Here is a 26,222-nt window from a genome sequence, read left to right as displayed (position 1 = left end):
AAATCTAGGGGGATGGGTATTGGAGATGTCTCCAATACCTTAATCTATTACAAAGTACCACTAGTTATTATATTACTATTTATATTATTAGGGATATTTTTAATACCATTTAGGGTTTTGTTAGCTTCTGATTATAGGACTGGAGAATATTTAATGAGTTGGCCTATAAAAAAGGGAGAAGAGTTTTATATAGAATACACCCATTCCGTTCAATTAACTCCTGTTATAGAGGTATATTTTATCGATGAAAGCTATAATATTATTTTAAAAGAGTCTTATTTTCATTCTTATGGAGCAGGCCTTCCATCAACTACGCCTTATAAGTTTGAAACCACAACAAGGGGATTCAGAATATATGATATTAATCAGCTTATGCAGGATCTTGTATATAGAACAGGAGCAGAAAGAGCTAACCATAAGATCAATATAGGAAATAAAACATACCCATTTTTAGATTTTTCAGCACCCAGGGAAGGCGTAAGATTTACAGTCGAAAAATTTTCATTATTATTATATCTTGCGAAGGAGGTAAAACAATGAGTGATAAACACTTAATTACAGAAAGTGATGTGGCTATGGATGTCGATAAGTTATTAGAAGAATACGACATGGATGCAAGTAAATCTAGAAAGCTTACAGGTTTAATTGGGAAAATAACTACTTATATAGCTATTGCCATGTCTGTATTTCAACTATATACTGCAGGATTTGGAACCTTGCTTTCCGTAAAGCAAAGGTCACTTCATATTATTTTTGCTTTTACTTTAGGATTTTTATTATTTCCAGCTACTAAAAAAGGAAATAAAACAAAGGCTTCAATACTTGATTATGTATTTATTATTTTGAACATAATTATTTTTGGTTATTTGTTTATATTTGCAAAAGAAATAGCTCTAAAAGGTGTAAACATGAGTAGTGTTGATATTTTGTTTGGAGGATTAGCTATCCTATTAACCTTAGAAATTACTAGAAGGGCTGTAGGGCCAGAATTGCCAATTGTAGCCATTCTGTTTATTCTATACGCACGATTTGGACCATATTTACCTGGTGTTTTAGGTCATAGAGGTTTTTCCTGGGAAAGAATTATAAGCCATATGTATTTAACTTTGGAAGGTATATTAGGTATACCAATAGGGGTATCAGCCACATTTGTATTTATGTTTATTTTATTTGGTGCTTTTCTAGATAAAACAGGAGTAGGTAAGTTTTTTATTGATTTAGCTTATTCACTAACTGGACATTTAAAAAGTGGCCCTGCCATGACGGCGGTTGTTGCCAGTGGATTTATGGGATCTATATCAGGTAGTTCTGTTGCAAATACAGTAACTACAGGTGCATTTACTATACCTTTAATGAAAAAAACTGGGTATAAGGCTCATTTTGCAGGTGCTGTAGAAGCGGCAGCATCAACAGGGGGACAAATAATGCCTCCGGTAATGGGAGCTGCTGCTTTTATTATGGCGGAGTTTACAGGTATACCATACATTAAGATTATTGTCGCGGCAGCTATACCTGCAATGTTGTACTACTTTGCTGTTGGTACTATGGTTCATTTAGAAGCTTCTAAATTAGGACTAAAAGGCCTTCCAAAAGATAAATTGCCTAAGATATCCAAACTAATGTTATCCCAAGGATATTTGTTAATTCCACTATTTATTATTGTAGTTTTCCTAGTAATGGGATACACACCTTTATTATCTGCTTTTTATGCAATAGGTATTAGTATTATTATAGCTATTGCAGCAACTCTGATTAAAGGTGATAAATCTTTCGGAGTTAATGAATTTTTAGGAGCCCTTGAGCAAGGGGCAAAGGGATCTGTAGGAGTAGCATGTGCATGTGCTTGTGCAGGTATAATTGTTGGTATAGTAACGTTAACTGGTCTTGGATTAAGAATAGCGGAACTTATTGTTACTTTGGCTCAAGGAAAACTATTGTTAACATTATTCTTCACAATGATAGCGTCTATAATACTTGGAATGGGACTGCCAACAACAGCTAAGTATATCGTACTTGCAACAATGGCTGTACCAGCATTAATAAAACTAGATGTTAACTTAATGTCTGCCCATTTATTTATTCTATACTTTGGAGTAGTCGCAGATATTACCCCACCAGTAGCTCTTGCATCATATGCTGGCGCTGGTATAGCAGGGGCCAATGCTATGAAAACAGGATTTCAGGCCGTTAAAATAGCACTGGCCGCCTTTATAGTCCCATATATATTTGCCTATGATTCTTCGTTAATTCTTGTAAAAGAGGTAGTTGACGGGACTGTAACATTTATGCCATTTATTAGTGCAATACCAGTGATATTGTCAGCTATTATTGGTATAGTATGCTTAGCTAGTGCAGTTGAAGGATATTTAACAGATACATGTAAACTATATGAAAGGGTGTTATTATTTGCAGCTGCCCTTTCACTATTAAAGCCAGGGCTACTAAGTGATACTTTTGGTATAGTTGTATTAGCTTCTATATATTTTATGCAAAAATCTAGACTTAAAATTAACAAGTCCGACACATCTAGTGCTAATTATTAGAATAAAAATATAGAAAGCGTAAGGGCATTTGTGCCAAAATTAAGGCAAGATTTAATAAATGAATTAGACAAGATATATTTTAAATAAAGTGTTAGGTTGCGTAAAAAGTACGCACCCTAACACTTTATTTTATGTATCAATTTTTATAATAGGAACACACTAATAGAAGCTATTAGAATAAGTAAAAAATGTACTGAGTATTTAATAAAAAGAAAATATTATTGTATGAAGCTGATGGTTAAATGTTCTGAAGGGATGGTGAGTTAAATGACAAAACCACAAGATATTAGTGTAATGGAACCTATGGAAGAAGATTTATCAAAAGAAAAGTTTGATGAATTAGAAAAATTTATTGATAATATGGAGACCACTAAGGGAGCTTTAATTGAAATACTCCATAAAGCTCAAGACATATTTGACTATCTACCTAGGGATGTACAGCTTTTTGTAGCAAGGAAATTAGGTATTCCAGGTGCAGAAGTTTTCGGCGTTGTCAGCTTTTACTCATATTTTACTACGAAGCCTAGGGGGAAGCATACATTAAGTGTTTGTTTAGGTACCGCTTGCTTTGTTCGAGGTGCTGATAAAATTGCGGAAAGACTAAAGGAAAAACTTGGAGTAGAATCAAATGAAATAACAGAAGATGGTGTATTTACACTTAAAGATATTCGTTGTATAGGAGCCTGTGGACTTGCACCCGTTATAATGGTAGATGACAAGGTATATGGACGAGTTAAAGAAGAAGATATAGATGAAATACTAAAAACATATAGAAGTTAGGTGGTGTGTCAATGCAGATAAAATCAATGGATGAACTGAAAAAAATAAGTGATAGTTATTTTAATAAGGTAAGTTTACGTGAGCATGTTGAAAAAGAACAGGATAAAGAAATTTCAGAATCAGTGGAAGCAGAAAGTAAAGAAATAAAATATAATGTTATGATTTGCGGTGGTACAGGCTGTTTATCAAGTGAAAGTAAAAAAGTAAAAAAGAACTTTGAACTAATAATAAAGGCTAGAAAATACGAAGATAAGGTTCAAGTTATTGAAACGGGTTGCTTTGGATTTTGTGAGCAGGGGCCAATTGTAAAGGTAGAGCCAGACAATATATTTTACGTAAGGGTTGGACCTAAGGATGTAAAGGATATTGTTGATGAGCATATTGTACAAGGAAAACAAGTAGAACGACTTTTATACGAGGAACCAATAACAAATAAAAGAATAGGAAGACAATTAGAAATTCCATTTTATCAAAAGCAAATCCGTATAGCTTTGAAAAATTGTGGTTTAATAAATCCTGAGGATATATATGAATATATAGCTTTAGGAGGATATAAGGCTCTAGGAAAAGTATTAACAGAAATGACTAGAGATGAAGTAATTGATGTAATAAAAAAATCTGGACTACGTGGTCGCGGTGGTGGAGGTTTCCTTACTGGACTTAAATGGGAAATTACTAAAAAGCAAAAGAGTGATGTAAAATTCATTATTTGTAATGCTGATGAAGGAGACCCAGGTGCTTTTATGGACAGAAGTATTTTAGAAGGAGACCCTAATAGTATATTAGAGGCAATGGCTATTGGAGGTTATGCGATTGGCGCAAATAAGGGGATTATATATATTCGAGCTGAGTATCCCTTAGCAATATCTAGACTTAATACAGCTATAAAACAGGCTAGAGAACTTGGACTACTTGGAAAAAATATCTTAGATACAGATTTTAGTTTCGATATAGATATAAAGTATGGAGCAGGAGCATTTGTATGTGGCGAAGAAACAGCTCTAATCAATTCCTGTGAAGGAAAACGAGGAGAACCAAACTATAAACCGCCTTATCCTGCAGAGGAAGGATATTGGGGTCATCCTACTTGTGTAAATAATGTTGAAACATTTGCTAATATCCCATCTATTATTACAAAGGGTGCAGGCTGGTTTTCTTCAATAGGAACTGAAACAAGTAAAGGAACAAAGGTATTTGCTCTTGCAGGCAAGATTAACAATGTGGGACTCGTAGAAGTTCCTATGGGTACTACATTACGTGAAATAATTTATGATATAGGTGGAGGTATACTAGGAGGACATAAGTTTAAGGCAGTACAAACCGGTGGGCCGTCGGGAGGTGTCATAACTGAAGAGGGATTAGATACCCCCATAGACTATGATAGCCTTTTGGAGATAGGTTCCATGATGGGTTCTGGTGGTATGATTGTAATGGACGAAAGAGATAATATGGTGAATATAGCAAAATTCTATATTGAGTTTACAATGGATGAATCCTGTGGTAGATGCACTCCTTGTCGTATTGGTAATAAGCGTTTATATGAAATACTTAATAAGATTACTAGTGGAGAAGGAACAATGGCTGATATTGATGCACTAAAACAATTATCCTATACGATTAAGGATGGTTCGTTATGTGGACTTGGACAAACAGCTCCGAATCCTGTACTTAGTACTATGAAATATTTTTGGAAAGAATATTTAGATTTTGTAAAGGATGAGGACAATCCTCAAGGTGAAGGAAAGTATACTACTAAGAATAAAATAGGAATTGAATCTTAAAAAAAGAGCGAGGTGATATTATGGCTGAAAATGAAAAAAAACATATGGATAAAAAAATTATTAATATTAAAATAAACGATCAAAATATAGCTGTTCCAGAGGGGATATCTATATTGGAGGCAGCCCATGAGGTTGGAGTTAAAATACCGACACTATGTCATCTTGATCTACATGATATAAAGATGGTTAATCAAACGGCATCTTGTAGAGTCTGTATGGTAGAATTAGTAGATTCACGATATAATCGCAATAAACTTGTACCATCTTGCGTTACAATTGCCCATGAAGGTATGGAAATACGCACTGATACTCTTCGTTCAATTACGGCAAGGAGGTCAGCTGTAGAACTACTTCTATCAAATCATCCAAATGAATGCTTTACATGTCCTAAAAATAGAGAATGTGAACTACAATCCTTGGCAGCAGAGTTAGGAATTAGAGAGATACGATGGGAAGGAGAGAGAATGGACTATCCTAAGGATATTTCAAGTGATGCCATCGTTAAAGATTCTAATAAATGCATTTACTGTAGGCGATGTGAAACAATGTGTAATGAGGTTCAAACCTGCGGTATATTATCTGGAATTGGTCGTGGATTTGATGCTTTTGTAGGTCCTGCATTTAACATACCCATGGTTGAATCATCCTGTACTTATTGCGGGCAATGTGTTCAAGTTTGCCCTACAGCTGCTCTAACCGAAGTAAACCATAGGGATAAGGTTTGGGAGGCCCTAAATGATCCCGATAAATACGTTATAGTTCAAACAGCACCTGCTATTCGTGTTGCATTAGGAGAACTATTTGACATGGAGCCAGGAACTATTGTGACTGGTAAAATGGTAACTGCTTTGAAACGTATGGGATTTGATGGCGTATTTGATACGGACTTTGGTGCAGATCTTACTATTATGGAGGAAGCTTCCGAATTAATCTATCGTATAGAAAACAATAAAACATTACCAATTCTTACTAGTTGTTGTCCTGCCTGGGTTAAATTCATTGAACATCAATTTCCAGAGCTTTTGGAGATACCTTCAACTTGTAAATCTCCCCATATTATGTTTGGTACTATAGCCAAGACTTATTATGCAGAAAAAAATGGTTTGGACCCTGATAATATTGTTGTAGTATCAATTATGCCCTGTATAGCAAAAAAGGCAGAAGCTAAAAGGCCTGAGCTTACAAAGGATGCACATAATAATGTGGATATTGTAGTTACCACACGGGAGCTAGGGGCAATGATTAAGGAGGCGGGAATAGAATTTGAAACACTTCCAGAGAGCGAATATGATAGGGTTATGGGAGAAAGTACTGGTGCTTCTGTAATATTTGGCACAACTGGTGGTGTAATTGAAGCTGCTATTCGTACGGCCTATGAGTGGATAACTGGAGAAGAATTGGAAAATGTTGAATTTGAACAATTAAGAGGCATGGATGGACTTAGAAAAGCAACTGTGAAAATAGGAGATAAAGAATTAAAAATAGGTATTGCAAGTGGTTTGGGAAATGCTAGAGAGCTTTTGGAGGAGATAAGAGAGGGTAAGGATAAATACGATGCAATTGAGATTATGGCTTGTCCTGGGGGATGTATTGCTGGTGGAGGGCAACCATATCATCATGGAAACTATCAAATTGTTAAAAAACGCCAAGAAGCAATATATCAGGAAGATAGAAATAAAAAATTAAGAAAGTCCCATGAAAATCCTGAGATAATACAGCTTTATGAGGAGTATCTTGGAAAACCATTTGGAGAATTGGCACATAAGTTACTCCATACACATTATGAAGAAAGAGAGAGAATTTAGACTCTAATATAATTAAACTAATCGGAAGCTTCGATAAAGGTAGATAATAAAGAACGTTTGCTTATAAAGTAGATGTTCTTTATTAAATTTAAAATAATTGTAAAGAAAAGTTAGAATATATGTAGAATTATAATTAGAATATATATATAATTATTATTAATATTAAAAGGTTATTAGTTCAAAAGAGTACAATAGTTTATATAAATACATAATATAAACCTTTGCATATCACACAACATTAAAGAGGTGCTATATGACTATAAACAAAGAAATGCTCATTGAAGACGTAAAAAAAATACCTGGTTTGTTTTTAGGTTTTTTAATTTGTGCCTATGGAATAGCTCAAATTAAAGTATTAAATTTTGGGATGGCTCCATGGGATACACTTGTTTTGGGTATTGCTAGTAAAACAGGTTTAGAGTTTGGAAAAGTTACTCAGATTATGGGATTTATTATTATTCTTTTTTCTATAACTATTAAAATTTATCCCGGAATTGGAACTATACTTAATATGACATTTGTTGGATTATTTGTAGATTTAATTTCTAAGTTTAATATTGTGCTATCGCCAGAAAACTATTTTTTAAAGATATTGGTACTATTTTATGCACTTATCGTATTAAACTATGGGCTGTATCGCTACTTAAGATTTGAATTAGGTGCAGGTCCTAGGGATGGACTTATGGTTGGGCTCGTACAAATAACAGGCCTAAGTGTTAAATATGTGAGAACTGGTCTAGAATCAGTTGTGCTATTAGTTGGATTTTTACTTGGAGGGACAGTTGGATTAGGAACTGTTATAGCCACATTAAGTGGAGGATATGTACTAGATAAGATTTTTAGATGGAAAAGTTTTGATCCCAAAGCAACATGCCAGAGGAAGCTTTCAGATTATGTGGCGATAAATAAAAGTAAGACTCAGGTTAAGAGTTAATTTGTCTCAAGTTAGTCAATATAATATTGTTTTTTATTGTATAAGAAAGTATATTTTCTTAATGATTGAGAGATCTTTAAATAAGTAGAAGGTTGAAAATATTTTAAGTGAGGTGAGTGAATGAATCATTATAAGTGTACTGTATGTGGGTATACCTACAAGCCTGAAAGAGGAGATTGGACCCATGATATAAAGGCTAATACAAAATTTGAGGACTTACCTGAGGCTTGGAAATGTCCTACATGTAATCAGCCTAAAATGGCTTTTAAAGAAGTAAAATAATTATATGGCGTATGTAATATTGATTATATGTATTTTAATTTTTACACCGTTAGAACTAACTATAATAATTTCGTATTAGTTAAGAAAGTATTAAATTTTTCTATCTTTTCATTTATTTTTCGACAAATATGGTATAATTTCATTAGCATTAGATGAATTATGTCGATTGAACTACTAAAGAATAAATGATAAGAGGGATATACTGTGGAGACAAATAATAGAAACAATAGAAAAAAGAGAAGAAGAAAAAAGACTAAAAGACCATTTATAACAATTATAATGTTATTATTCATAATTTTATCTGCTACTTCTTTAGTTAGGGGTAAGCTGCCTTTCTTTTTTAATAAGGTAGTTGCTGGAGGTATAGAAGAAGAAGGTACCAGCGTTATTAATGATAATACTCCTACTGATAAAGATAATGAACTTTCAAACGTAGATAATGATGGAGAAAAAGGGTCTATAGAAAACCCTAGGAATGAGAATACAAATAAAGATCCACAAGGTGGAAAAGATGGTGGAGATGTGACTAAGAGTAATGAAAAACAACTTATTGAGGATGTTGATGATATTTTAATTGTAGTAAATAAGAAAAGATACTTAGATTCAAATTATAAGCCTAATGATTTGGTAGTGCCAAATGTAAAGTTTTCATTTGATGGAGAGCATGAAAAAAAATATATGAGGCAGGAAGCGGCTAGTGCCTTAGAAGAACTTTTTAATCAAGCAAAGGAAGAAGGCATATACTTATATGCGGTTTCTGGATATAGATCCTATAGTACCCAAGAGCGCCTTTTTAAAAATAGGGCTGACAGAGTTGGAGAAGAAGAAGCTAATAAATTAAGTGCTAGACCTGGTGAAAGTGAGCATCAAACAGGTCTTGCCATGGACGTAACTAGTCAAAGTGCTAAGTTTGACCTAATAGAGGGATTTGGAGATACAGAAGAAGGTAAATGGTTAAAGGGTAATGCACATAAGTTTGGATTTATAATAAGGTACTTAAAGGACAAAACTGATATTACAGGATATAGCTACGAGCCTTGGCATATAAGATATGTAGGAAAAGATGGGGCAGAAAAGATACATAATGAAGGAATTACATTAGAAGAATACTTTGGATTCGAGTAGAATAAAAAAGATATTTAGTAGATAGCTTAAAGTCATAATTAATATTTTAAAATATTAATTATGACTTTTTATCTTATGAAGGTTTTTAAGAAATAAAAGTATAGTGCTATTAAAGATAGATTTTATTTGAATTAAAAACTCTATCTTTAATATAGTTAATTTATGGTATATAATAATGATAATCAATATTATTTACATAGATGTATAAAGAGAATAGGGGTAAAAAAATGGATGGAAACAAAAATATAAATGAAATATATTTTAATATAATGGAAAAAAGATTTTTAACTAGAACTATAACGAATCCTACATTTATTGAGTATAAAGTAAATGATTATTTAGGTAGTGGTATGCTAAACAGGGTTATATTAAATAAAGGATTAGAATTTTGTTTATGTAAAAACAATACTTTTAGTAGAGAACTTTTAAATTCAGAATTAAACGAGAAACGATTTTTAGAAATTAATTATTGTATAGATGGGGAAGCAACTATAGGGCTAGAAATTGAAAAAGATTGGATTAATCTAAAAAAAGGAGATCTGATGTTTTATAGAAATCATAATTTACCACAAACCGAATGCTTTAATATGGAATTGGATAACTACTCTGGGATTGTAATAGGGCTAGATGGTGATGAGCTTAAAAAAACTTTCTTTACAGAGTGTGAAGAAAATATGTTAAAAGAGTGGGATAAGTCTATAGAATCTATACTTAAGGGAAATACTTATTTTAAAGTAAAAGCTCCTCCTAGTATAGAGTGGGATATGAAAGATTTACTTAAGTATAACTATAACTTTAAAGATGTTACAAGTTTACTTTTGTGCCAAAGTAAGCTTATGGAAATTATATCTAAGAGTGTAAGTTATGGAATTAGTAAAAGAAAAGAGATAAACTTAACACAATCAGACAAAGAATATATATATAAAGCTAAAGATATATTGATTAAAAATATAGAGTATCCGCCTAGTATAGAAGAGCTATCAGAAATGTGTAATACAAATTCGTATAAATTAAAGAAGGGGTTTAAAGAATTGTTTAACAACACTCCATATGGTTATCTAAGAGAAGTTAGGATGTATAAAGGAAAGTATTTAATTGAAAATACAGATAAAAATATATCAGAAATTGCAAGTTACGTAGGATATACTAATCCTAGCAAATTTTCAGAAGCCTTTAAGCTTAAGTTTAATATAACTCCTAGTGAATGCAGAAAAGTTAATAAGAATATTTAAAGTCATAAATAATAGCAAATATTATTTATGATTTTTTCTTTTGGGAGTATAAATAATACTTGGCGGAGTTGATAATTATTCTCATTAGATATAAAATTTACATACAGTTAAGCTTAATTCAGGTAAAGTTTAAAAAACTGAGTTTTAGTTGAACTTATCCATAAGCTATACAATTAATACTCTCTACCTATAAAAGTAAGAGTATTTGAAGGGTAAGCTACAAGATAAAAATGAGGAGGAATTAATTTGAGCGAAGCTATGACAAATCAAAAAGAAAGGCAAAAACAATTTATTTTATCTAATAATATGTGGAAGGTTATGTTTGAACTATCGTGGCCAGCGGTTATTGCCATGGTTTTATATGGTTTAAATTCTGTAATTGATGCTATATTTGTTGGTAGATTTATAGGTGAAACTGCTCTGGCAGGGGTTTCGGTAGCCTATCCCCTTTCTCAAATCAGTGTAGGTTTAGGCTCTTTAATAGGAGTTGGAGCTGGTTCGGCATTAAGCATTGCTTTAGGTAGTAAAGATAAAAGAACACAAGAGCGGCTACTTGGCAATGTTAACTATCTGTCTCTCATTATAACCGTTGTTTATATAGTATTAGGATTAATCTTTTCAACTCAATTAGTAAAAGTTATGGGCGGAGAAGGAGAAGCTTTAGCTTTAGGAGATAGTTATTTTAGAATTACAATTTTAGGTTCTTTTTTCTGGATATACGGATTAGCTGGAAATATGATTGTACGAGCTGAAGGAAAAATGAAGTCAGCAGCAATAATGATGGGAATAGGTTTAATTGTTAATATTTTTGCTAACTATATTTTAATTGTATTATTTGACTTAGGCGTAGCAGGAGCTGCATGGGGTACAAATATTGGAATGCTTGTATATACACTTATAGGTTGGGTTTACTTTGGAAAAGGATATGCTTCATTTAAACCAAAAGTTTTTTCACTTTATCGAGATAAAGATATTATAAAATCAATTATAAATTTAGGTATTTCTTCCTTCATTATGAGTTTTATGAACTTAGTGCAAGCAGTTGTTGTTTTTAATGCACTTTCTAAATATGGTACAGTAGCAGATGTAGCCTTTTATGGTTCAGTATATCGTGTATTTACATTCTTACTTACACCAATTTTTGGATTAATGCGTGCATTGCAACCAGTAGCAGGTATTAATTATGGTGCAAAACAATATGAACGTGTTATTAGTTCCTTTAAAATATTTATAGTTACCTCTACTATATTGACATTACCTTTTTGGATTGTTTCTATGATATCTCCTAATTTTATTTTAGAATTAATATTACCAAATCAAACATTTGTAGGAACACAGTTAACATATTTCCGAATTTATATGGCTATATTACCATTATTATCAACAACTTTTATGGCAATGACATTTTTCCCTGCAATAGATAAAGGTAGACCAGCAGCTGTAATTGGAATTGTAAGACAGTTAATTTTATATATACCAGTAATGCTGGTTTTGCCTAAAATGATTGGAGTTTCTGGTGTTTATTATGGAACATTTGCAATTGATTCAGTTATTGTGTTGTGTACTATTATTATGATAAAAAAAGAATTTAATATATTAAGATCAAAGGATACCTATACACACTTTCGAATATAGAAAAAATAAAAATATCTTGTATTTTAAAGAGAATCTCTAAAAAATGCAGGATATTTTTTATATTCACATAAAAGAGGAGCTGTTTTTTTCAATGACTTTTTAAATCATTATCAGATAGCTTCTTTCTTTTAGGAGTAAAAATAATACTCCTTGGAGTTGATAATCATTTTCAATAAATATAAGATCAGCTATAGAAAGGAGTTGACAAGATGAAAAAACAGTCAAATTTAAGCTATTTACTATATTTAGCTGGAGGTGAAAAAAAGAAATTATTTTTAGCAGTTATTCTAAGTGTAATAAGCTCTATATTGGCTTTTGCACCTTTTCTCATTATCTATAAAATGATAATGATCTTATTTGAAGGTAATGTAGTTTATAAAGAGGTTTTAAATTTGGCAGTATTAGCAGCGGTTATTATCATAGTAAGGATAATATTCTTTATAGCATCAGGTGCATTTTCTCATGTGGCAGCTTTTAATATTTTATATGATATAAGAATGAAAATAATAAAGCACATGGGTAATTTAAATCTAGGTTTCTTTACAAATAAAACTTCAGGTGAGCTAAAAAAAGTTATAAATGAAGATATAGAGAAGATGGAGAATTTCTTAGCCCATCACATACCAGATATATCTTCAGCAGCAGTTGCACCCTTTATTATGTTTATATATCTTTTATATTTAAATTATAAAATGGCATTAGTTCTACTAAGCCCAGTAGTTATAGGTGGAGTGATCCAAAGCATAATGTTTAAAAACTTTGAAAAGAGAATGGAACATTATTTTACTTTACTTGAAAACATGAACTCAACTATAGTTCAGTTTATTCAAGGGATATCTGTAATGAAAGCATTTAATGTATCATCTTTATCATTTGAAAAGTATAGAAAATCTATAGAAGAATATGCGGATTATTGGAAAAAGATAACTGGAACAAATTCACAATCCCATTCAATCTTTTTAGCCATTATGGATTCAGGATTATTATTTACAATACCTCTAGGTGGATATTTCTATATTAATGGTGGTATAGGTTTAGGAACGTATCTCTTATTTATAATTATAAGCATGGGATTTTTCAATTCATTTAAAACATTACTAGAGCTAGGCTCAAATTTTTCTATGATATTTGAAGGTGTAAATAGAATTAAAAATATTTTAGATATGCCTAGGCAAGAATCAGGTAAATACTCACTATCTAAAAGTGGGAGTTATGACATAGAGATAAAAAATGTTTCATTTAAATATGAAGATAAAAATGTATTAAATAATGTAAACACTAGTCTTAAAAAAGGTACTATAAATGCATTTGTAGGTGCATCAGGAGCAGGAAAAACTACATTAGCTCAGCTTATAGGAAGATTTTGGGATGTAAATGAGGGAGAAATATTAATAAATAATAAAAACATAAAAGACATATCTATGGAAAATTTAATGGATTCTGTAGCCTTTGTATTCCAAGATATATTTATGTTAAATGATACTATATATGAAAATATTAGAATGGGAAATGAAAATGTAACTTATGAAGAAGTAATAGAAGCAGCTAAAAAGGCTCAAATACACGATTTTATAATGACTTTACCCAGCGGATATGAAACTAGAATGGGTGAAAGTGGGATAAAACTTAGTGGCGGAGAAAAACAAAGAGTATCTATAGCAAGGGCAATACTAAAAGATGCGCCTATAATTATATTTGACGAAGCTACATCTTATGCAGACATAGAAAATGAAAGAAAAATACAAATAGCCCTCGAAAATATGCTAAAGGGTAAAACAACTATAATGATAGCTCATAGACTTCATACTATAAAAAATGTAGATAAGATAGTTGTATTTGATAAAGGTGAAATAAAAGAAGAAGGTAGTCATAATGAATTAGTAAGTAAAAATGGATTGTATAAGGATATGTGGAAAACTTATATAGAAAGTGAAAAACTAGCAATAGAGGGAGGTGCTTAAAATGATAAGTATGATAAAAAGTGTGATAGGAGAAGACACTAAAAAATTACGATTACCAGTTTTTCTTATGTTTTTAGATAGTGTAGGATTCATGGTTTTTATAGGTGTTCTCTACAATGTACTTATGGATATCAATAGTGAGTCTTTTAGCATAGATAAACTTAAGACATATACTATTATTCTTATAACAGCTTTCATATTTAGATGCATAATGATAAGCATAGGGTATAAGTTAAATCATCTTCGTGGCTCAGATATTATAAAGGATATGAGAGTGAATTTAGGAGATCATATAAGAAATTTAAATTTAGGCTATTTTAATAAAAATAGTATAGGAGATTTGATGAACATACTAACAGCCGATGTAACTGACTTTGAGAGGATTCTAACTCATAGTTTAGGAGACATTATAAAGGCAGTTGTATTAATACCATATATCACTATAATGTCATTTTTTATAGATACTAGAATTGCTTTAGCACAACTTATAACTATAATCATAGGGATACCGATTCTAATAGCAAGTGGCAAGATGGCTCAAAAATTTGGACTAAGAAAAAGAGCTGTATTAAGCGATGTAATATCTAGAATAATTGAATATATAAATGGGGTGAAAGTATTTAAAGCATATAACCAAACAGGAGATAAATTTAAAAGATTAGAAGACTCTTTTAGAAGGTTTAAAAAAGAAAGTATAATGATTGAACTTTCTGTAGCGCCATTTGTACTAGCATTTCAAATACTATCTGATTTTATACTACCTGTAGTACTATTAACAGGAACATATGCACTTTTAGGTGGAAGTATAGATGAAAAAACTCTTATAACATTTTTAATCATAAGTCTTTCTCTAACGAATATATTAAAAGCAATATCAGCACAGTATCCAGAATATAAGGCGTTAAAACTTGCGGCAGGAAAAATAAAAGATACTTATGCTAGAGAACCATTAGAATATACTAAAGATAATGTACAATTTAAAAACTTTGATATAGAATTTAAAAATGTTTCATTTGCATATGAAAAGGATAAAGAAATACTTAAAAATATAAATTTTGAGGTTAAAGATGGAACGACTACAGCACTAGTAGGACCTTCTGGATCTGGCAAAACTACTATAACCAGTCTTATAGCTAGGTTTTGGGATAACAATAGTGGAGAGATAAAAATAGGAGGCAATAATATAACTGAAATAAATCCAGACTATTTACTTAAACATATGAGTGTAGTATTTCAAGATGTATACCTCTTAAACGACACTATATTCAACAATATAAAACTAGGTAAGCCCGATGTCAAATATGAAGAAGTAGTAAGAGCAGCTAAACTTGCTAATTGTCATGAATTTATAGACGATCTTAAAGATAAGTACTATACCATGGTGGGAGAAGGAGGATCTACATTATCTGGAGGAGAAAAACAAAGGATATCTATAGCGAGAGCAATCCTAAAGGACGCATCTATTATACTTTTAGACGAAGCTACAGCATCTCTCGATGCAGACAATGAAATAGAAATACAAAAATCCCTCCAAAAGTTGACAGAAGGAAAAACCGTAATAGTTATAGCACATAAACTAAATACAATAGTAAATTCGGATCAGATAATAGTTCTTAATGATGGGGAGATTGAAGAAATAGGAAATCATGAGAAGCTACTTAAAAATAAAAAGCGTTACTTTAATATGTATAAAGAACAGGAGCAGGCTAAAGGTTGGGTTATTTAATGCTATAAAATAAAAGGGTAGATATATTCTACCCTCTATACCCAATTTTAGTTAGAAAACCCAAAACATTTATATTTTTAAAATTTATTGCAAAATATTATAGAAATATGTCTAAAATTACTGATATAATAAGAACTATAGTTTTAAATTGTCTAATTGAAGTACAAAAATTTTAATTATTGAGTGTTTTTAAGAAGGGGGAGACATATTGATGATAAATAAAAATGTTTTGGGTAGAGTATGTGTTATAGGTATTGCTACTACACTTCTTTTACAAAATAATTATTCTGACTACAGTTTATTAAAAAATAAACCTATAGAGGTTCAGGCGGCGTCCAATGTTTTAAATATTAATAAGGATAAGCATAATGTTAATGCTGGAAATGAGAGTATACCCAATGTGACTTCATCTACAGAAGATGAAAAGCAGATAGAAACTAATAGTAATGTAGAAATTGCAAACCAAGAGTTTAGATCTACTTGGATATCTACAGTATATAATTTGGACTGGCCATCAAAAAAAGGATTATCTATTGAAGATCAAAAACAAGAATTTATATCCTTATTAGACGGATTGCAAAAAGCAGGTTTAAATTCTGTAATAGTACAGATAAAGCCCAGTGCCGACAGTTTTTATCCTTCTACATATGGACCTTGGTCTGAGTATTTAACAGGGATTCAAGGACAGGATCCAGGCTATAATCCACTTGCTTTTATGATAGAAGAAACTCATAAACGAAACATGGAATTTCATGCTTGGTTTAACCCTTATCGTGTTAGTGTAAAAGGGGATATAGAAGCCCTTACTGAGGATCATCCGGCAAGAAAAAATCCGAACTGGGTAGTATCCTATGGAGGAAAATTATATTATAATCCTGGAATTCCAGAGGCTAGACAGTTTGTAATAGATAGTATATTAGAGGTTGTAAAAAACTATAACATAGATGGTGTTCATTTAGATGATTATTTTTATCCGTATCCAGAAAAGGGGATAGATTTTCCAGATGATTATCTATATAAAACCTACAAAAGATCAGCTAATGAGACAAAGGAAGAGTGGAGAAGGAATAATATTAATGACTTTATAAAAAATCTATATCAATCTATTAAAAATGAAAAGACAGATGTAGAATTTGGAGTAAGTCCCTTTGGTATATGGCGTAATAAAGTTGATGATCCTAAAGGCTCAGATACTAGGGGAGGAGTTACAAGCTATGATAGTTTATATGCGGATACTAAATATTGGATAGAAAATGAATGGCTAGATTATATTGCTCCTCAAATATATTGGCATTTTGGTTATGACAGGGCTGAATATGGACATCTTGTTAATTGGTGGGCAGATTTAGTTAAGGATAAAAAAACCAATCTATATATTGGTCATGCTGCTTATAAGGTGGAGGAAGGAGATACGCCTTGGGGAAATCCTTTAGAAATTTCAAACCAAATAGAATATAACAGAGGAATTCCAGAGGTTAAAGGTAGCATATTCTTTAGAGCAAAATCTATTATTAATAATCCTCTAGGTCTTATGGATAAGCTAGAAAATGAAATATATAAAGAAAAAGCAAAAACTCCCACCATGCAATAAATGTTTAAAATGAATAAATAATTAATGAGGAACAAAGGCTTAGTTAATTAGGCCTTTTGTTTTTTTATGTAAATGGAACTTTTTTAAAAAAACCTACGTCAAAATATGTACATAGACTTAAATTGAGGAGGAAATTTAGAGTGAAAAAGAGATTAATAGTTTTAGGAGTGCTGGTTTTAGTATTGGTAGCAGCTATAGGGTGTACATCTAATAAATCTGATGATGGAGGAGAAAAAGAAGTTAATGTTTCTGTGAGTGAGATTGCTGAAAAAATTCAAAGTGATGTGGAATGGCCTTCTATGATGGATTTAGATGAACAAGGACTAAAGGACTTTTATGGTATTGATGCTAGTGACTTGGAAGAATATGATGTTAAAATACCTATGATGATTGTTAAATCCAATGAAATTGCTGTGATAAAGGTTAAGGATGCTGAAAAAGTTGAAGAAGTTAAGGAAAACATAGAGAAAAGAGCAGAAAGTATAAAAGGGACTTTTGAAACCTATTTACCAGATCAATATGAAAATGCTAAAAATTATTTACTTAGAGTAGAAGGGAAATATATTATATTTGCCGTACATGAAGATATTACTAAAGTAGAAGAAGCATTCAATAGCTTTTTTAAATAAATATTTTTAGTAAACACTTAATAATTAGTTTAGAACTTGTAACAAATAAAGAATTATAGGATTATTAAAAAAAGCAGCATAGCTGCTTTTTTTAATAAATGAATGTAAAATATAGAAACAAAAAGGAATGATAGACATGGTGTTCAGTAGTATATTTTTTTTATTTTATTTTCTACCAATTACACTTTTAATTTATTATATAGTACCTAGAAAACTTAAGAATACCGTGTTATTTATCGCTAGCCTTATTTTTTATGGTTGGGGAGAACCAATTTATATTACAATTATGATTTTTTCTACTATTGTAGATTATAGCCATGGTATTCTCATTGAGAAATATAGATACAATAGACAAAGAGCAAAACTTATACTATTATCGTCTATAGTTATTAATTTAGGTCTATTGTGTTTCTTTAAATATACAGACTTCTTTATTCAAAATATTAATATGCTATTAAATACTAATTTTTCTTATCTAGGATTACCTTTGCCAATAGGCATTTCATTTTATACTTTTCAAACTATGTCCTATACAATAGATATATATTTAGATAAGTCACCGGTTCAAAAAAATATTATATCCTTTGGAACCTATGTGGCATTGTTTCCTCAGCTAATAGCAGGACCAATTGTTCAATATAATACAATTGCTCATCAGTTGAACAACAGAAAGGAAAATATTTCACAGTTTAGCCAAGGCATAGACAAATTTGTTGTCGGTCTAGGTAAAAAAGTGCTTTTAGCTAATAATATTGGAATGCTGTGGGATGAGATTCAGGGATTACCAATTAATGAGATAACAGTGTTTACTGCCTGGCTGGGAATTATTGCGTTTAGCTTCCAAATCTATTTTGATTTTAGTGGTTATTCAGATATGGCAATAGGGCTTGGTAAGATATTTGGCTTTGATTTTCTTGAGAATTTTAACTATCCGTATATTTCCCAAAGTATAACAGAGTTTTGGAGGAGATGGCATATATCCTTAGGCTCATGGTTTAGAGACTACGTATATATTCCACTAGGAGGTAATAGGGTAGGATTGTTAAAGCTTTTTAGAAATATTGCTATAGTTTGGTTTTTAACTGGATTTTGGCATGGAGCCAGCTGGAATTTTATACTATGGGGAATATATTTTGGTGTTATTTTAGTGTTTGAAAAAAGTTTTTTATTAAAGGTATTAAGTAAGGTTCATCCTATTATTAGACATATATATGCTTTATTCCTCATTTTAATTGGTTGGGTGCTTTTTAGCTTTGAAAATATATTTACAGGACTAGAATATTTAAAAATTATGCTAGGCTTTGAAAGATTACCTATTTACGATCAACGATTCCTATATTACTTTACAAGCTATAGCATAGTTTTAATCTTATTGATCCTTTGCTCTACACCTATTTTAAAAATGGTGTTAGATTTATTAAAGAAAAAATCTAAAAGGTTGGAGGGTGTCGTACTTCAATTAAGTTTATTATTGATTATGATTTTTTCTATCGCCTATTTAGTTGATAGTACCTACAACCCTTTCCTATATTTTAGATTTTAGAAAATTGAGAGGGAGGAATGTTATAATGAATATTAATAGAAACAAACTAACTATTATACTATTTTGTAGCATTGTATATATAGGTTTAATTTTTAATTTAGTTTTACCAAGTCGTAGCTTTTCTCCCTTTGAGAATAGGATGCTTCAGCAAATGCCTAGTATAACATGGAAGGCTCTTGTGTCCGGGCAACTACGTAATGAAACAGAAAATTATGTGGCAGATCAGTTTATAGCTAGGGATTTTTGGATAGGTTTAAAGTCGAATATTGAAATATGGATTGGTAAAAAAGAGAATAACCAAATATACTTTGGTAAGGATGGCTTTTTATTAGAAAAATTTGAAAAACCATCTGAGGAAATTATAAATAATAATATTAATAGTATTATTCAATTAGCTAAAAGTGGTCCTGAAAATGTATTTTTGATGCTTGTTCCAAACTCTGTAGCAATATATAATGATAAGCTACCAGACTATGCAATTACCTATCCACAGCAAAATGTATTAGATTATATTGAAGATAAAACTAAGGATAATTTGAACTTTGTTAATGTTTACAACAGCTTATTGGAAAATAAATCAGAATATATATTTTTCCAAACAGATCATCATTGGACCGCCAGGGGGGCTTATTATGGGTATAAGAAATTTTTAGAGATGAAAGGGACAAAGCCTATTTCTATAGATGATTTTAATATAGAAACTGTAAGTGATAGTTTTTATGGAACATATTATTCAAAAGCAAGACAAAATAGAAAAATAGGGGATAGAATAGAAATCTTCAGGCCAAAGAATCACTTTAATATTGTAGTAGATTACAAAGCTGAAGGAAGAAAAACAGATTCTCTATATGAACTAAATCGGTTGAAAGAAAAGGACAAATATACTGTGTTTTTAGACGGAAATCATGCTTTATTAACAATTACTACCGATGTAGATAATGATAAGGAACTACTTGTTATCAAAGATTCCTTCGCTCATGCTATGCTTCCTTTTTTAACTAATCATTATAAAACTATTCATGTAATTGATCCAAGATATTATAATTTAAGTATTAATGAATATATAACTGAAAATAATATAGATACAATACTTGTTTTATATAATCTATCCAATTTTACAACTGACACAACTATATCTAAGCTTAAACGATAGGAGAAAATTAAAAGACTACAAAAACTCTGGAAATTATTTCGGAGTTTTTGGTATAATGATATGATTATACTAAAGGTTTAAAAAATAAGGAGTGACATACATGTTATTAGCTAATGAATGGAAAGATTATGAGCTTATAGATACAGCAGATGGTGAAAAACTAGAGAGATGGGGACAATATACTTTAAGAAGACCAGACCCACAGGTTATTTGGTCAGCTCAGAAATCTAGTAAAGAATGGAAAAATGTAGATGCTCATTACCATAGAAGTAGTAAAGGTGGTGGAGAGTGGGAATATAAAAAGAAGCTACCAGAGAGATGGACAGTATCCTTTGGCCCACTTTCATTTTACATAGAACCTACAGGATTTAAACATACAGGACTTTTTCCAGAGCAGGCAGTAAATTGGAAATGGATGATGGAAAAAATACAAGCTGCTAACAGACCAATTAAAGTATTAAATTTGTTCGCCTATACTGGAGGAGCTACAGTTGCCTCTGCCTATGCTGGTGCTGAAGTATGCCATGTAGATGCATCTAAAGGAATGGTTACTTGGGCAAAGGAAAATGTCGCACTATCAGGCCTCGCTGATAAGCCTGTTAGATTTATTGTAGATGATGTAATGAAGTTTGTACAAAGAGAAAAAAGAAGAGGTAAAACTTACGATGCCATAATTATGGACCCACCTTCCTACGGTAGAGGACCTAATAAAGAAGTTTGGAAAATAGAGGATTCTCTATATGGTTTTGTAGAAGAGTGTCTTGATATACTTTCTCCAAACCCGTTATTTTTCTTAATCAATTCATATACTGCTGGATTTTCACCATATGTACTAAGTAATATATTACAGTCTACAGTAGGAAGAAAATATGATGGTAAAATTTCCTGTGGTGAAGTAGGTATTCCTGTATCTGGAAAGGAAATTGTACTTCCATGTGGAATATATGGACGATGGGAAGAATAGGAGAGTGTATTTAATTGAATAAAAAAATACCTATTCTTTTTGAAGATAATCATTTATTGGTGGTAGAAAAGCCACCGAATGTTTTATCTCAAGGGGATCAAACGAGAGATGCAGATATGTTAACCCTATTAAAGGAAGATATTAAGGAAAGATATAATAAACCTGGCAATGTTTATCTAGGGCTGGTTCATCGTTTAGATAGACCTGTAGGTGGCGTAATGGTTTTTGCTAAAACCTCAAAGTCCGCCTCTAGGCTTTCGGATCAAATAAGAAAAAGAGAATTTGAAAAAAGCTATATGGCAGTTATTCATGGAAAACCTTCAAAAGAGAAGGATACGTTAATCCATTATCTATTAAAGGATAGTAAAACAAATACAGTATCCTCAGTTAAAAATGGTATTGAAGGCGCAAAGGAAGCGATACTTGATTATGAGGTAGTAGACACTATAGAGGGCTTTAGTTTAGTGAAAATTAATTTACATACAGGAAGACCGCACCAAATTCGTGTTCAGTTTTCTACAATTGGACATCCTTTATATGGAGATCAGCGATATGGACCTAAAGTAAACAATGTAGGGCAGCAAATTGCGCTTTGGTCACATCAAATTACTTGCCAGCATCCTACTTCAAAGGAAAAGATGACATTTACTAGTTTGCCAGAGAAAAAAGAACCTTGGATTAGATTTATGTTAGATACAAATATTATGTATAAATAAAATAAGGATAGTTTTCCTGTGGAAAACTATCCTTTAATAATATCTGGAAAAAGGTAATATCAGCACCATTAGTGTATCAAAAAAACATGAACTTGGCAAGGAAAAAGTTGAAAATAGAAGAAAAAATATGTAAGGTAAATTAAAGAACAATAGCAGACATTACAATAGCATATTTATGGTTTGTATAAAAACCTGGTTTACATTACAATTGGAATACACTAACAGGGAAAAGACTATGAATATAATTAAAATATTGGAGCGGAGGGATTCTATGAACGCAAAGGCCCATCTAAGTTATGTCGAGGAAAAGGAAAGTCTTAAAAAAACATTAAAGTGGGTAGAAGAGGAAAAGGAGTATTTAGAGAACTACGAAGCAATGTTAAATAAGGAGATAGCTGATATTAGAAAAACAGTTACCCATATGATGGATGAGCGATTAATTGCAAAGCAACAGTTACAGCAATTCACTACAAAGGATATAAAAAAGTTAACTGTAGCACAGAGCATACCATACTTTGGACGGATTGATTTTCAAGAAGAGCGAAGAAATGAAATAGAAAAAATATATATAGGAAAGCATGGGCTGCATGATAGACAGAAAGAAGTACCTGTAGTTGTTGATTGGCGTGCCCCTATATCAGATATATATTATAGTGGACATAGTGAAGAGGTGTCCTATAGAGCTCCTTATGGTGAAATAAATGGAAAAATGCATTTAAAGAGAAGATATGAAATTAGAGACGGACAACTAAAGGAAATTTTTGATGAAAAAAGATCAGAGGATAGAATAGAAGATAGTTTGAAGGGAAAAGGAGAGTTCCTAATAGATGCCCTTAATAAATCTAATCAAGGGCGTCTAAAGGAAATTGTTGCTACAATACAAGATCAACAAAATAAAGTAATTAGAAGTGATATGATTAGACCACTTGTTGTTCAGGGGGTTGCGGGAAGTGGTAAAACAACTATAGCTCTACATAGAATGGCATATCTAATGTATAACAATAGAAGAAATATAGCTGATGCTAACTATATGGTTATTGCACCTAATAGACTATTTTTAAATTATATATCAGAAATATTACCAGACCTAGGAGTAGATGAAGTTGTTCAAACAACCTTTGAAGATTGGGCATTAAAACTTATAAAAAAGAAAATTAAAATAACTCAAAGTATTGATCAATTAAATATTTTAATGGATTTGCAAAATGAAGAGAGAAGAGTAGTTGCTAATTTAGCTAAAATGAAGGGCTCTATTTTATTAAAAAAGGTAATTGATAATAATTTGAAAATGTTAGAAAAAAACTTGCTTCCTAAAGCGGATTTAAGTATGGAGGAAGTTTCTGTACTTGAATATGAAAAGCTGCAAGAAATATTTATGACTAGTAATTTACATCTATCTTTTAACGAAAGAATAGCTAAGCTAAGAGAGTATTTAAAGATAAGATTAAAAAATGAAATTCACAGTATAGAGGAGAAAATTGATTCAATCTATAAGAAGAAAATAGATTATCTAAAAAATGGAGTAGGAGATATAGATTCAATTAGACCACAAATTATACAGTTGTATGAAGAAAGGGACGAGAAAGTAAAACAAATTAAAAAAAATATTTCCTCATCAGTCAATGGATATATTAATAAAATAGAGAAGCTAGATATTTTTAACTTTTATCTTTCTGTTTTTGAGGATGAAGAGCTTAGCCTAGCCTTTAAAACAAGAATGACACCAGAGCTTTTTAATGAAATAGTTAACAAATGCAAAAGTGAGCTAAATAATAAAATATATAGTAATGAAGATTTAGCGCCTCTTGCATACATTCATATTAAATTATTTGGATTAGAGAATAAAAATAAATATACACATATAGTTGTTGATGAGGCCCAAGATTTTGATGAGTTTAAGATCAGTATATTGAGGGAAATATCTTTAAATGATTCCTTCACCTTCGTAGGGGATTTATCCCAAGGCATTTATTCATATAAAGGCATTAATAGCTGGTCTAATGTAATGAAAAAGGTGTTTCAAGAAAGAAGTTATGATTATCATGTTTTAACAACTAGCTATAGATCCACTGTAGAAATTGTAAATCTAGCTAATGAAATTATTAAAAAGTGCGATAATCTAGAAAAGATTTTAGCTGAACCTATATTTAGACACGGAGATAAGCCAGGTTTATCAAGATGTATAAATGAGGAAGAGATGGTTGATAAAGTCGTTAAAAAAGTTGAAATGTTAAAAAATGAAAGCCATTCTTCTATAGCGGTTATTTGTAAGGATTTAAAATCTACTGAAATGGTATATGAAAAGATAAAAGGTAAGCTACCTGAAGTATACTTGCTTACAGATAAAACAACAGACTTTAAAGAAGGTGTATTACTAATACCTAGCTATTTATCTAAGGGGCTAGAGTTTGACGGGGTTATATTGTGGAATGTAAATGAAGAGAATTATAATCTTAATTCTATAGATATCAAGCTTCTTTATATAGCTATAACTAGAGGACTTCATAATGTAGATATATTTTATGAGAATAAACCTTCTAGAATATTGGAAGGCTTAGATGAATTTGTTTATAATGTATAGAAGAACAAGATTACATTTAACTGCTAATTATTACATTTTAATTACCAGTTTTGCAATTTACATTGACATATTAGAATGGTTTGTTATTATGAGGGCAATAAGTCCGAAAGAGTTATTTAAAATTACCTGCAAAGTAAAAGGGTATAACAAATAAATTATCTGTTGATGACTAAATGTAAAAGCGGAAGATTATACGAAGGTATTTCAGTTATGCAAGGAAACTGTTAATATGGAGTTAAAAACTGAAGAACTAACGGAAGAAGCTTATAATAATCTTTGTTTCTATGAAGAATTCTTTGACTTAGCATCAGAATTACTTAAAAGTGATTATTAAACTAAGCATATAAACTTCATTTTTTAATTAGATTTGAAAATAATCTTTTCCAAATATCGTACAATCTGGAGGATTTTCTTCATAGACTATAAAAATATAATTTGACATTAATTTTTTAAGACTATATAAGACTATAGAGGTTCTTACTTATTTAACCGATAACAATAATAAGTATATAAAACTTACTGGTACATACTCAGTAAACTAATTTTTTAAGAAAGAAGGGATGAACTTGCGAATTAATAATTATTATGTATCAAATAATTCAAATGTTTTAGGTGCTAATTCTAAAGTTTCAAAAAGAGATAATAAAGATTATTCAAATGACAATACTCAACCTCTATCTAATTTAAAGCCTCCATTAGAGAATACACCGATAAAAATGATTATGGATAACGAGAAAGTAAAGAGCTCCTATTTTGCTACAAGAATTCAAAATATAGAGGAAGAAGAAATCAATTCAAATGATACGATGTTGAATAAATGGTTCGGAAAATTACCACCAGATGTGGTTGAAGCCTGTCAAGAAGCTATTGGAAAAAGAATACCGATTGGCAGTTCTAATGAAGATCTGTATAAGATTTATGAAACTGTTAGCATTTACTTGAATAACAGCGTTGAACAATATAAAAAAGATAATAATATTACAGAACTATCAAATGAAGACTACACAAAGATATTTCAGTTATGTAAAGAAACCGTGAATATGGAGCTAAAAAACGAAAAACTAACGGAAGAAGCTTATAACAGTCTTTGTTACTATGAAGAACTCTTTGACTTAGCATCAGAATTATTTAGAAAAAATTAAGCATAGCATACAGACTTTATTTTAATCAGACTTGAAAATCACTTAAATATATCTATAGTTACACAGGGAGGCTATAGATTTAAAAAGGAGAGAGGAATA

Annotated in this window: 20 protein-coding genes; all 20 read left to right on the top strand. The window is 31.0% G+C overall.

What is annotated here, in order from left to right:
• The first annotated feature begins 12 nt into the window (after positions 1 to 12).
• Positions 13 to 540, top strand: a complete 528-nt coding sequence (locus HYG84_RS00665; RefSeq protein ID WP_212379779.1) for a DUF1850 domain-containing protein — start codon at positions 13 to 15, stop codon at positions 538 to 540.
• Positions 537 to 2,543 carry a TRAP transporter permease gene (locus HYG84_RS00660; RefSeq protein ID WP_212379777.1) on the top strand — a complete coding sequence of 669 codons (2,007 nt, stop codon included), beginning with the start codon at positions 537 to 539 and terminating at the stop codon, positions 2,541 to 2,543. Before HYG84_RS00665 ends, HYG84_RS00660 begins: the two co-directional genes overlap by 4 nt.
• A gap of 267 nt (positions 2,544 to 2,810) precedes the next feature.
• Positions 2,811 to 3,323, top strand: a complete 513-nt coding sequence (locus tag HYG84_RS00655) for an NADH-quinone oxidoreductase subunit NuoE family protein (protein ID WP_212379775.1) — start codon at positions 2,811 to 2,813, stop codon at positions 3,321 to 3,323.
• Positions 3,324 to 3,334: 11 nt separating this feature from the next.
• Entirely contained in the window at positions 3,335 to 5,104 is a 1,770-nt protein-coding gene (locus HYG84_RS00650) for a NuoF family protein (protein WP_212379773.1), read from the top strand.
• Between the two features lie 20 nt (positions 5,105 to 5,124).
• Positions 5,125 to 6,909: an NADH-dependent [FeFe] hydrogenase, group A6 gene (locus tag HYG84_RS00645; protein ID WP_212379771.1), complete on the top strand. Its 1,785-nt coding sequence runs from the start codon at positions 5,125 to 5,127 to the stop codon at positions 6,907 to 6,909.
• A gap of 253 nt (positions 6,910 to 7,162) precedes the next feature.
• The gene (locus HYG84_RS00640; protein ID WP_212379769.1) at positions 7,163 to 7,843 is read left to right on the top strand and encodes a YczE/YyaS/YitT family protein; all 681 of its coding nucleotides are present in this window, start codon (positions 7,163 to 7,165) and stop codon (positions 7,841 to 7,843) included.
• A 120-nt stretch (positions 7,844 to 7,963) separates the two neighbouring features.
• Positions 7,964 to 8,125: a rubredoxin gene (locus HYG84_RS00635; protein ID WP_212379767.1), complete on the top strand. Its 162-nt coding sequence runs from the start codon at positions 7,964 to 7,966 to the stop codon at positions 8,123 to 8,125.
• A 204-nt stretch (positions 8,126 to 8,329) separates the two neighbouring features.
• A complete protein-coding gene (locus tag HYG84_RS00630) occupies positions 8,330 to 9,250 on the top strand; it encodes a M15 family metallopeptidase (protein WP_212379765.1) in 921 nt (306 codons plus the stop codon).
• Between the two features lie 227 nt (positions 9,251 to 9,477).
• Positions 9,478 to 10,482: a helix-turn-helix domain-containing protein gene (locus HYG84_RS00625; protein WP_212379763.1), complete on the top strand. Its 1,005-nt coding sequence runs from the start codon at positions 9,478 to 9,480 to the stop codon at positions 10,480 to 10,482.
• Positions 10,483 to 10,728: 246 nt separating this feature from the next.
• Positions 10,729 to 12,117: an MATE family efflux transporter gene (locus HYG84_RS00620; RefSeq protein ID WP_249168682.1), complete on the top strand. Its 1,389-nt coding sequence runs from the start codon at positions 10,729 to 10,731 to the stop codon at positions 12,115 to 12,117.
• A gap of 209 nt (positions 12,118 to 12,326) precedes the next feature.
• Entirely contained in the window at positions 12,327 to 14,078 is a 1,752-nt protein-coding gene (locus HYG84_RS00615; protein WP_212379761.1) for an ABC transporter ATP-binding protein, read from the top strand.
• A gap of 1 nt (position 14,079) precedes the next feature.
• Positions 14,080 to 15,804, top strand: a complete 1,725-nt coding sequence (locus HYG84_RS00610; protein ID WP_212379759.1) for an ABC transporter ATP-binding protein — start codon at positions 14,080 to 14,082, stop codon at positions 15,802 to 15,804.
• A gap of 211 nt (positions 15,805 to 16,015) precedes the next feature.
• Positions 16,016 to 17,395 (top strand): glycoside hydrolase family 10 protein, encoded by a 1,380-nt coding sequence (locus HYG84_RS00605; RefSeq protein WP_212381998.1) that lies wholly within the window; start codon positions 16,016 to 16,018, stop codon positions 17,393 to 17,395.
• 140 nt (positions 17,396 to 17,535) lie between these two features.
• The gene (locus tag HYG84_RS00600) at positions 17,536 to 18,024 is read left to right on the top strand and encodes a DUF4358 domain-containing protein (RefSeq protein ID WP_212379757.1); all 489 of its coding nucleotides are present in this window, start codon (positions 17,536 to 17,538) and stop codon (positions 18,022 to 18,024) included.
• A gap of 286 nt (positions 18,025 to 18,310) precedes the next feature.
• A complete protein-coding gene (locus HYG84_RS00595; protein WP_330655528.1) occupies positions 18,311 to 19,567 on the top strand; it encodes an MBOAT family O-acyltransferase in 1,257 nt (418 codons plus the stop codon).
• A 25-nt stretch (positions 19,568 to 19,592) separates the two neighbouring features.
• Positions 19,593 to 20,720, top strand: coding sequence for a DHHW family protein (locus tag HYG84_RS00590; RefSeq protein WP_212379755.1), 1,128 nt, complete (start codon positions 19,593 to 19,595; stop codon positions 20,718 to 20,720).
• A gap of 100 nt (positions 20,721 to 20,820) precedes the next feature.
• The gene (locus HYG84_RS00585; protein ID WP_212379753.1) at positions 20,821 to 21,684 is read left to right on the top strand and encodes a class I SAM-dependent methyltransferase; all 864 of its coding nucleotides are present in this window, start codon (positions 20,821 to 20,823) and stop codon (positions 21,682 to 21,684) included.
• A gap of 14 nt (positions 21,685 to 21,698) precedes the next feature.
• Complete coding sequence (locus HYG84_RS00580) at positions 21,699 to 22,400, top strand: RluA family pseudouridine synthase (RefSeq protein ID WP_212379751.1); 702 nt, start codon at positions 21,699 to 21,701, stop codon at positions 22,398 to 22,400.
• 271 nt (positions 22,401 to 22,671) lie between these two features.
• Positions 22,672 to 24,981: an RNA polymerase recycling motor HelD gene (gene helD / locus HYG84_RS00575; protein WP_212379749.1), complete on the top strand. Its 2,310-nt coding sequence runs from the start codon at positions 22,672 to 22,674 to the stop codon at positions 24,979 to 24,981.
• A 566-nt stretch (positions 24,982 to 25,547) separates the two neighbouring features.
• Positions 25,548 to 26,123 carry a hypothetical protein gene (locus tag HYG84_RS00570; RefSeq protein ID WP_212379747.1) on the top strand — a complete coding sequence of 192 codons (576 nt, stop codon included), beginning with the start codon at positions 25,548 to 25,550 and terminating at the stop codon, positions 26,121 to 26,123.
• Positions 26,124 to 26,222 lie beyond the last annotated feature (99 nt).

It is taken from the genome of Alkaliphilus sp. B6464 (assembly GCF_018141165.1).
Taxonomy (GTDB): domain Bacteria; phylum Bacillota; class Clostridia; order Peptostreptococcales; family Natronincolaceae; genus Alkaliphilus_B.
The sequence above is the reverse complement of the archived record's forward strand: the minus strand, read 5'-3'. Positions and strand labels throughout refer to the sequence as shown.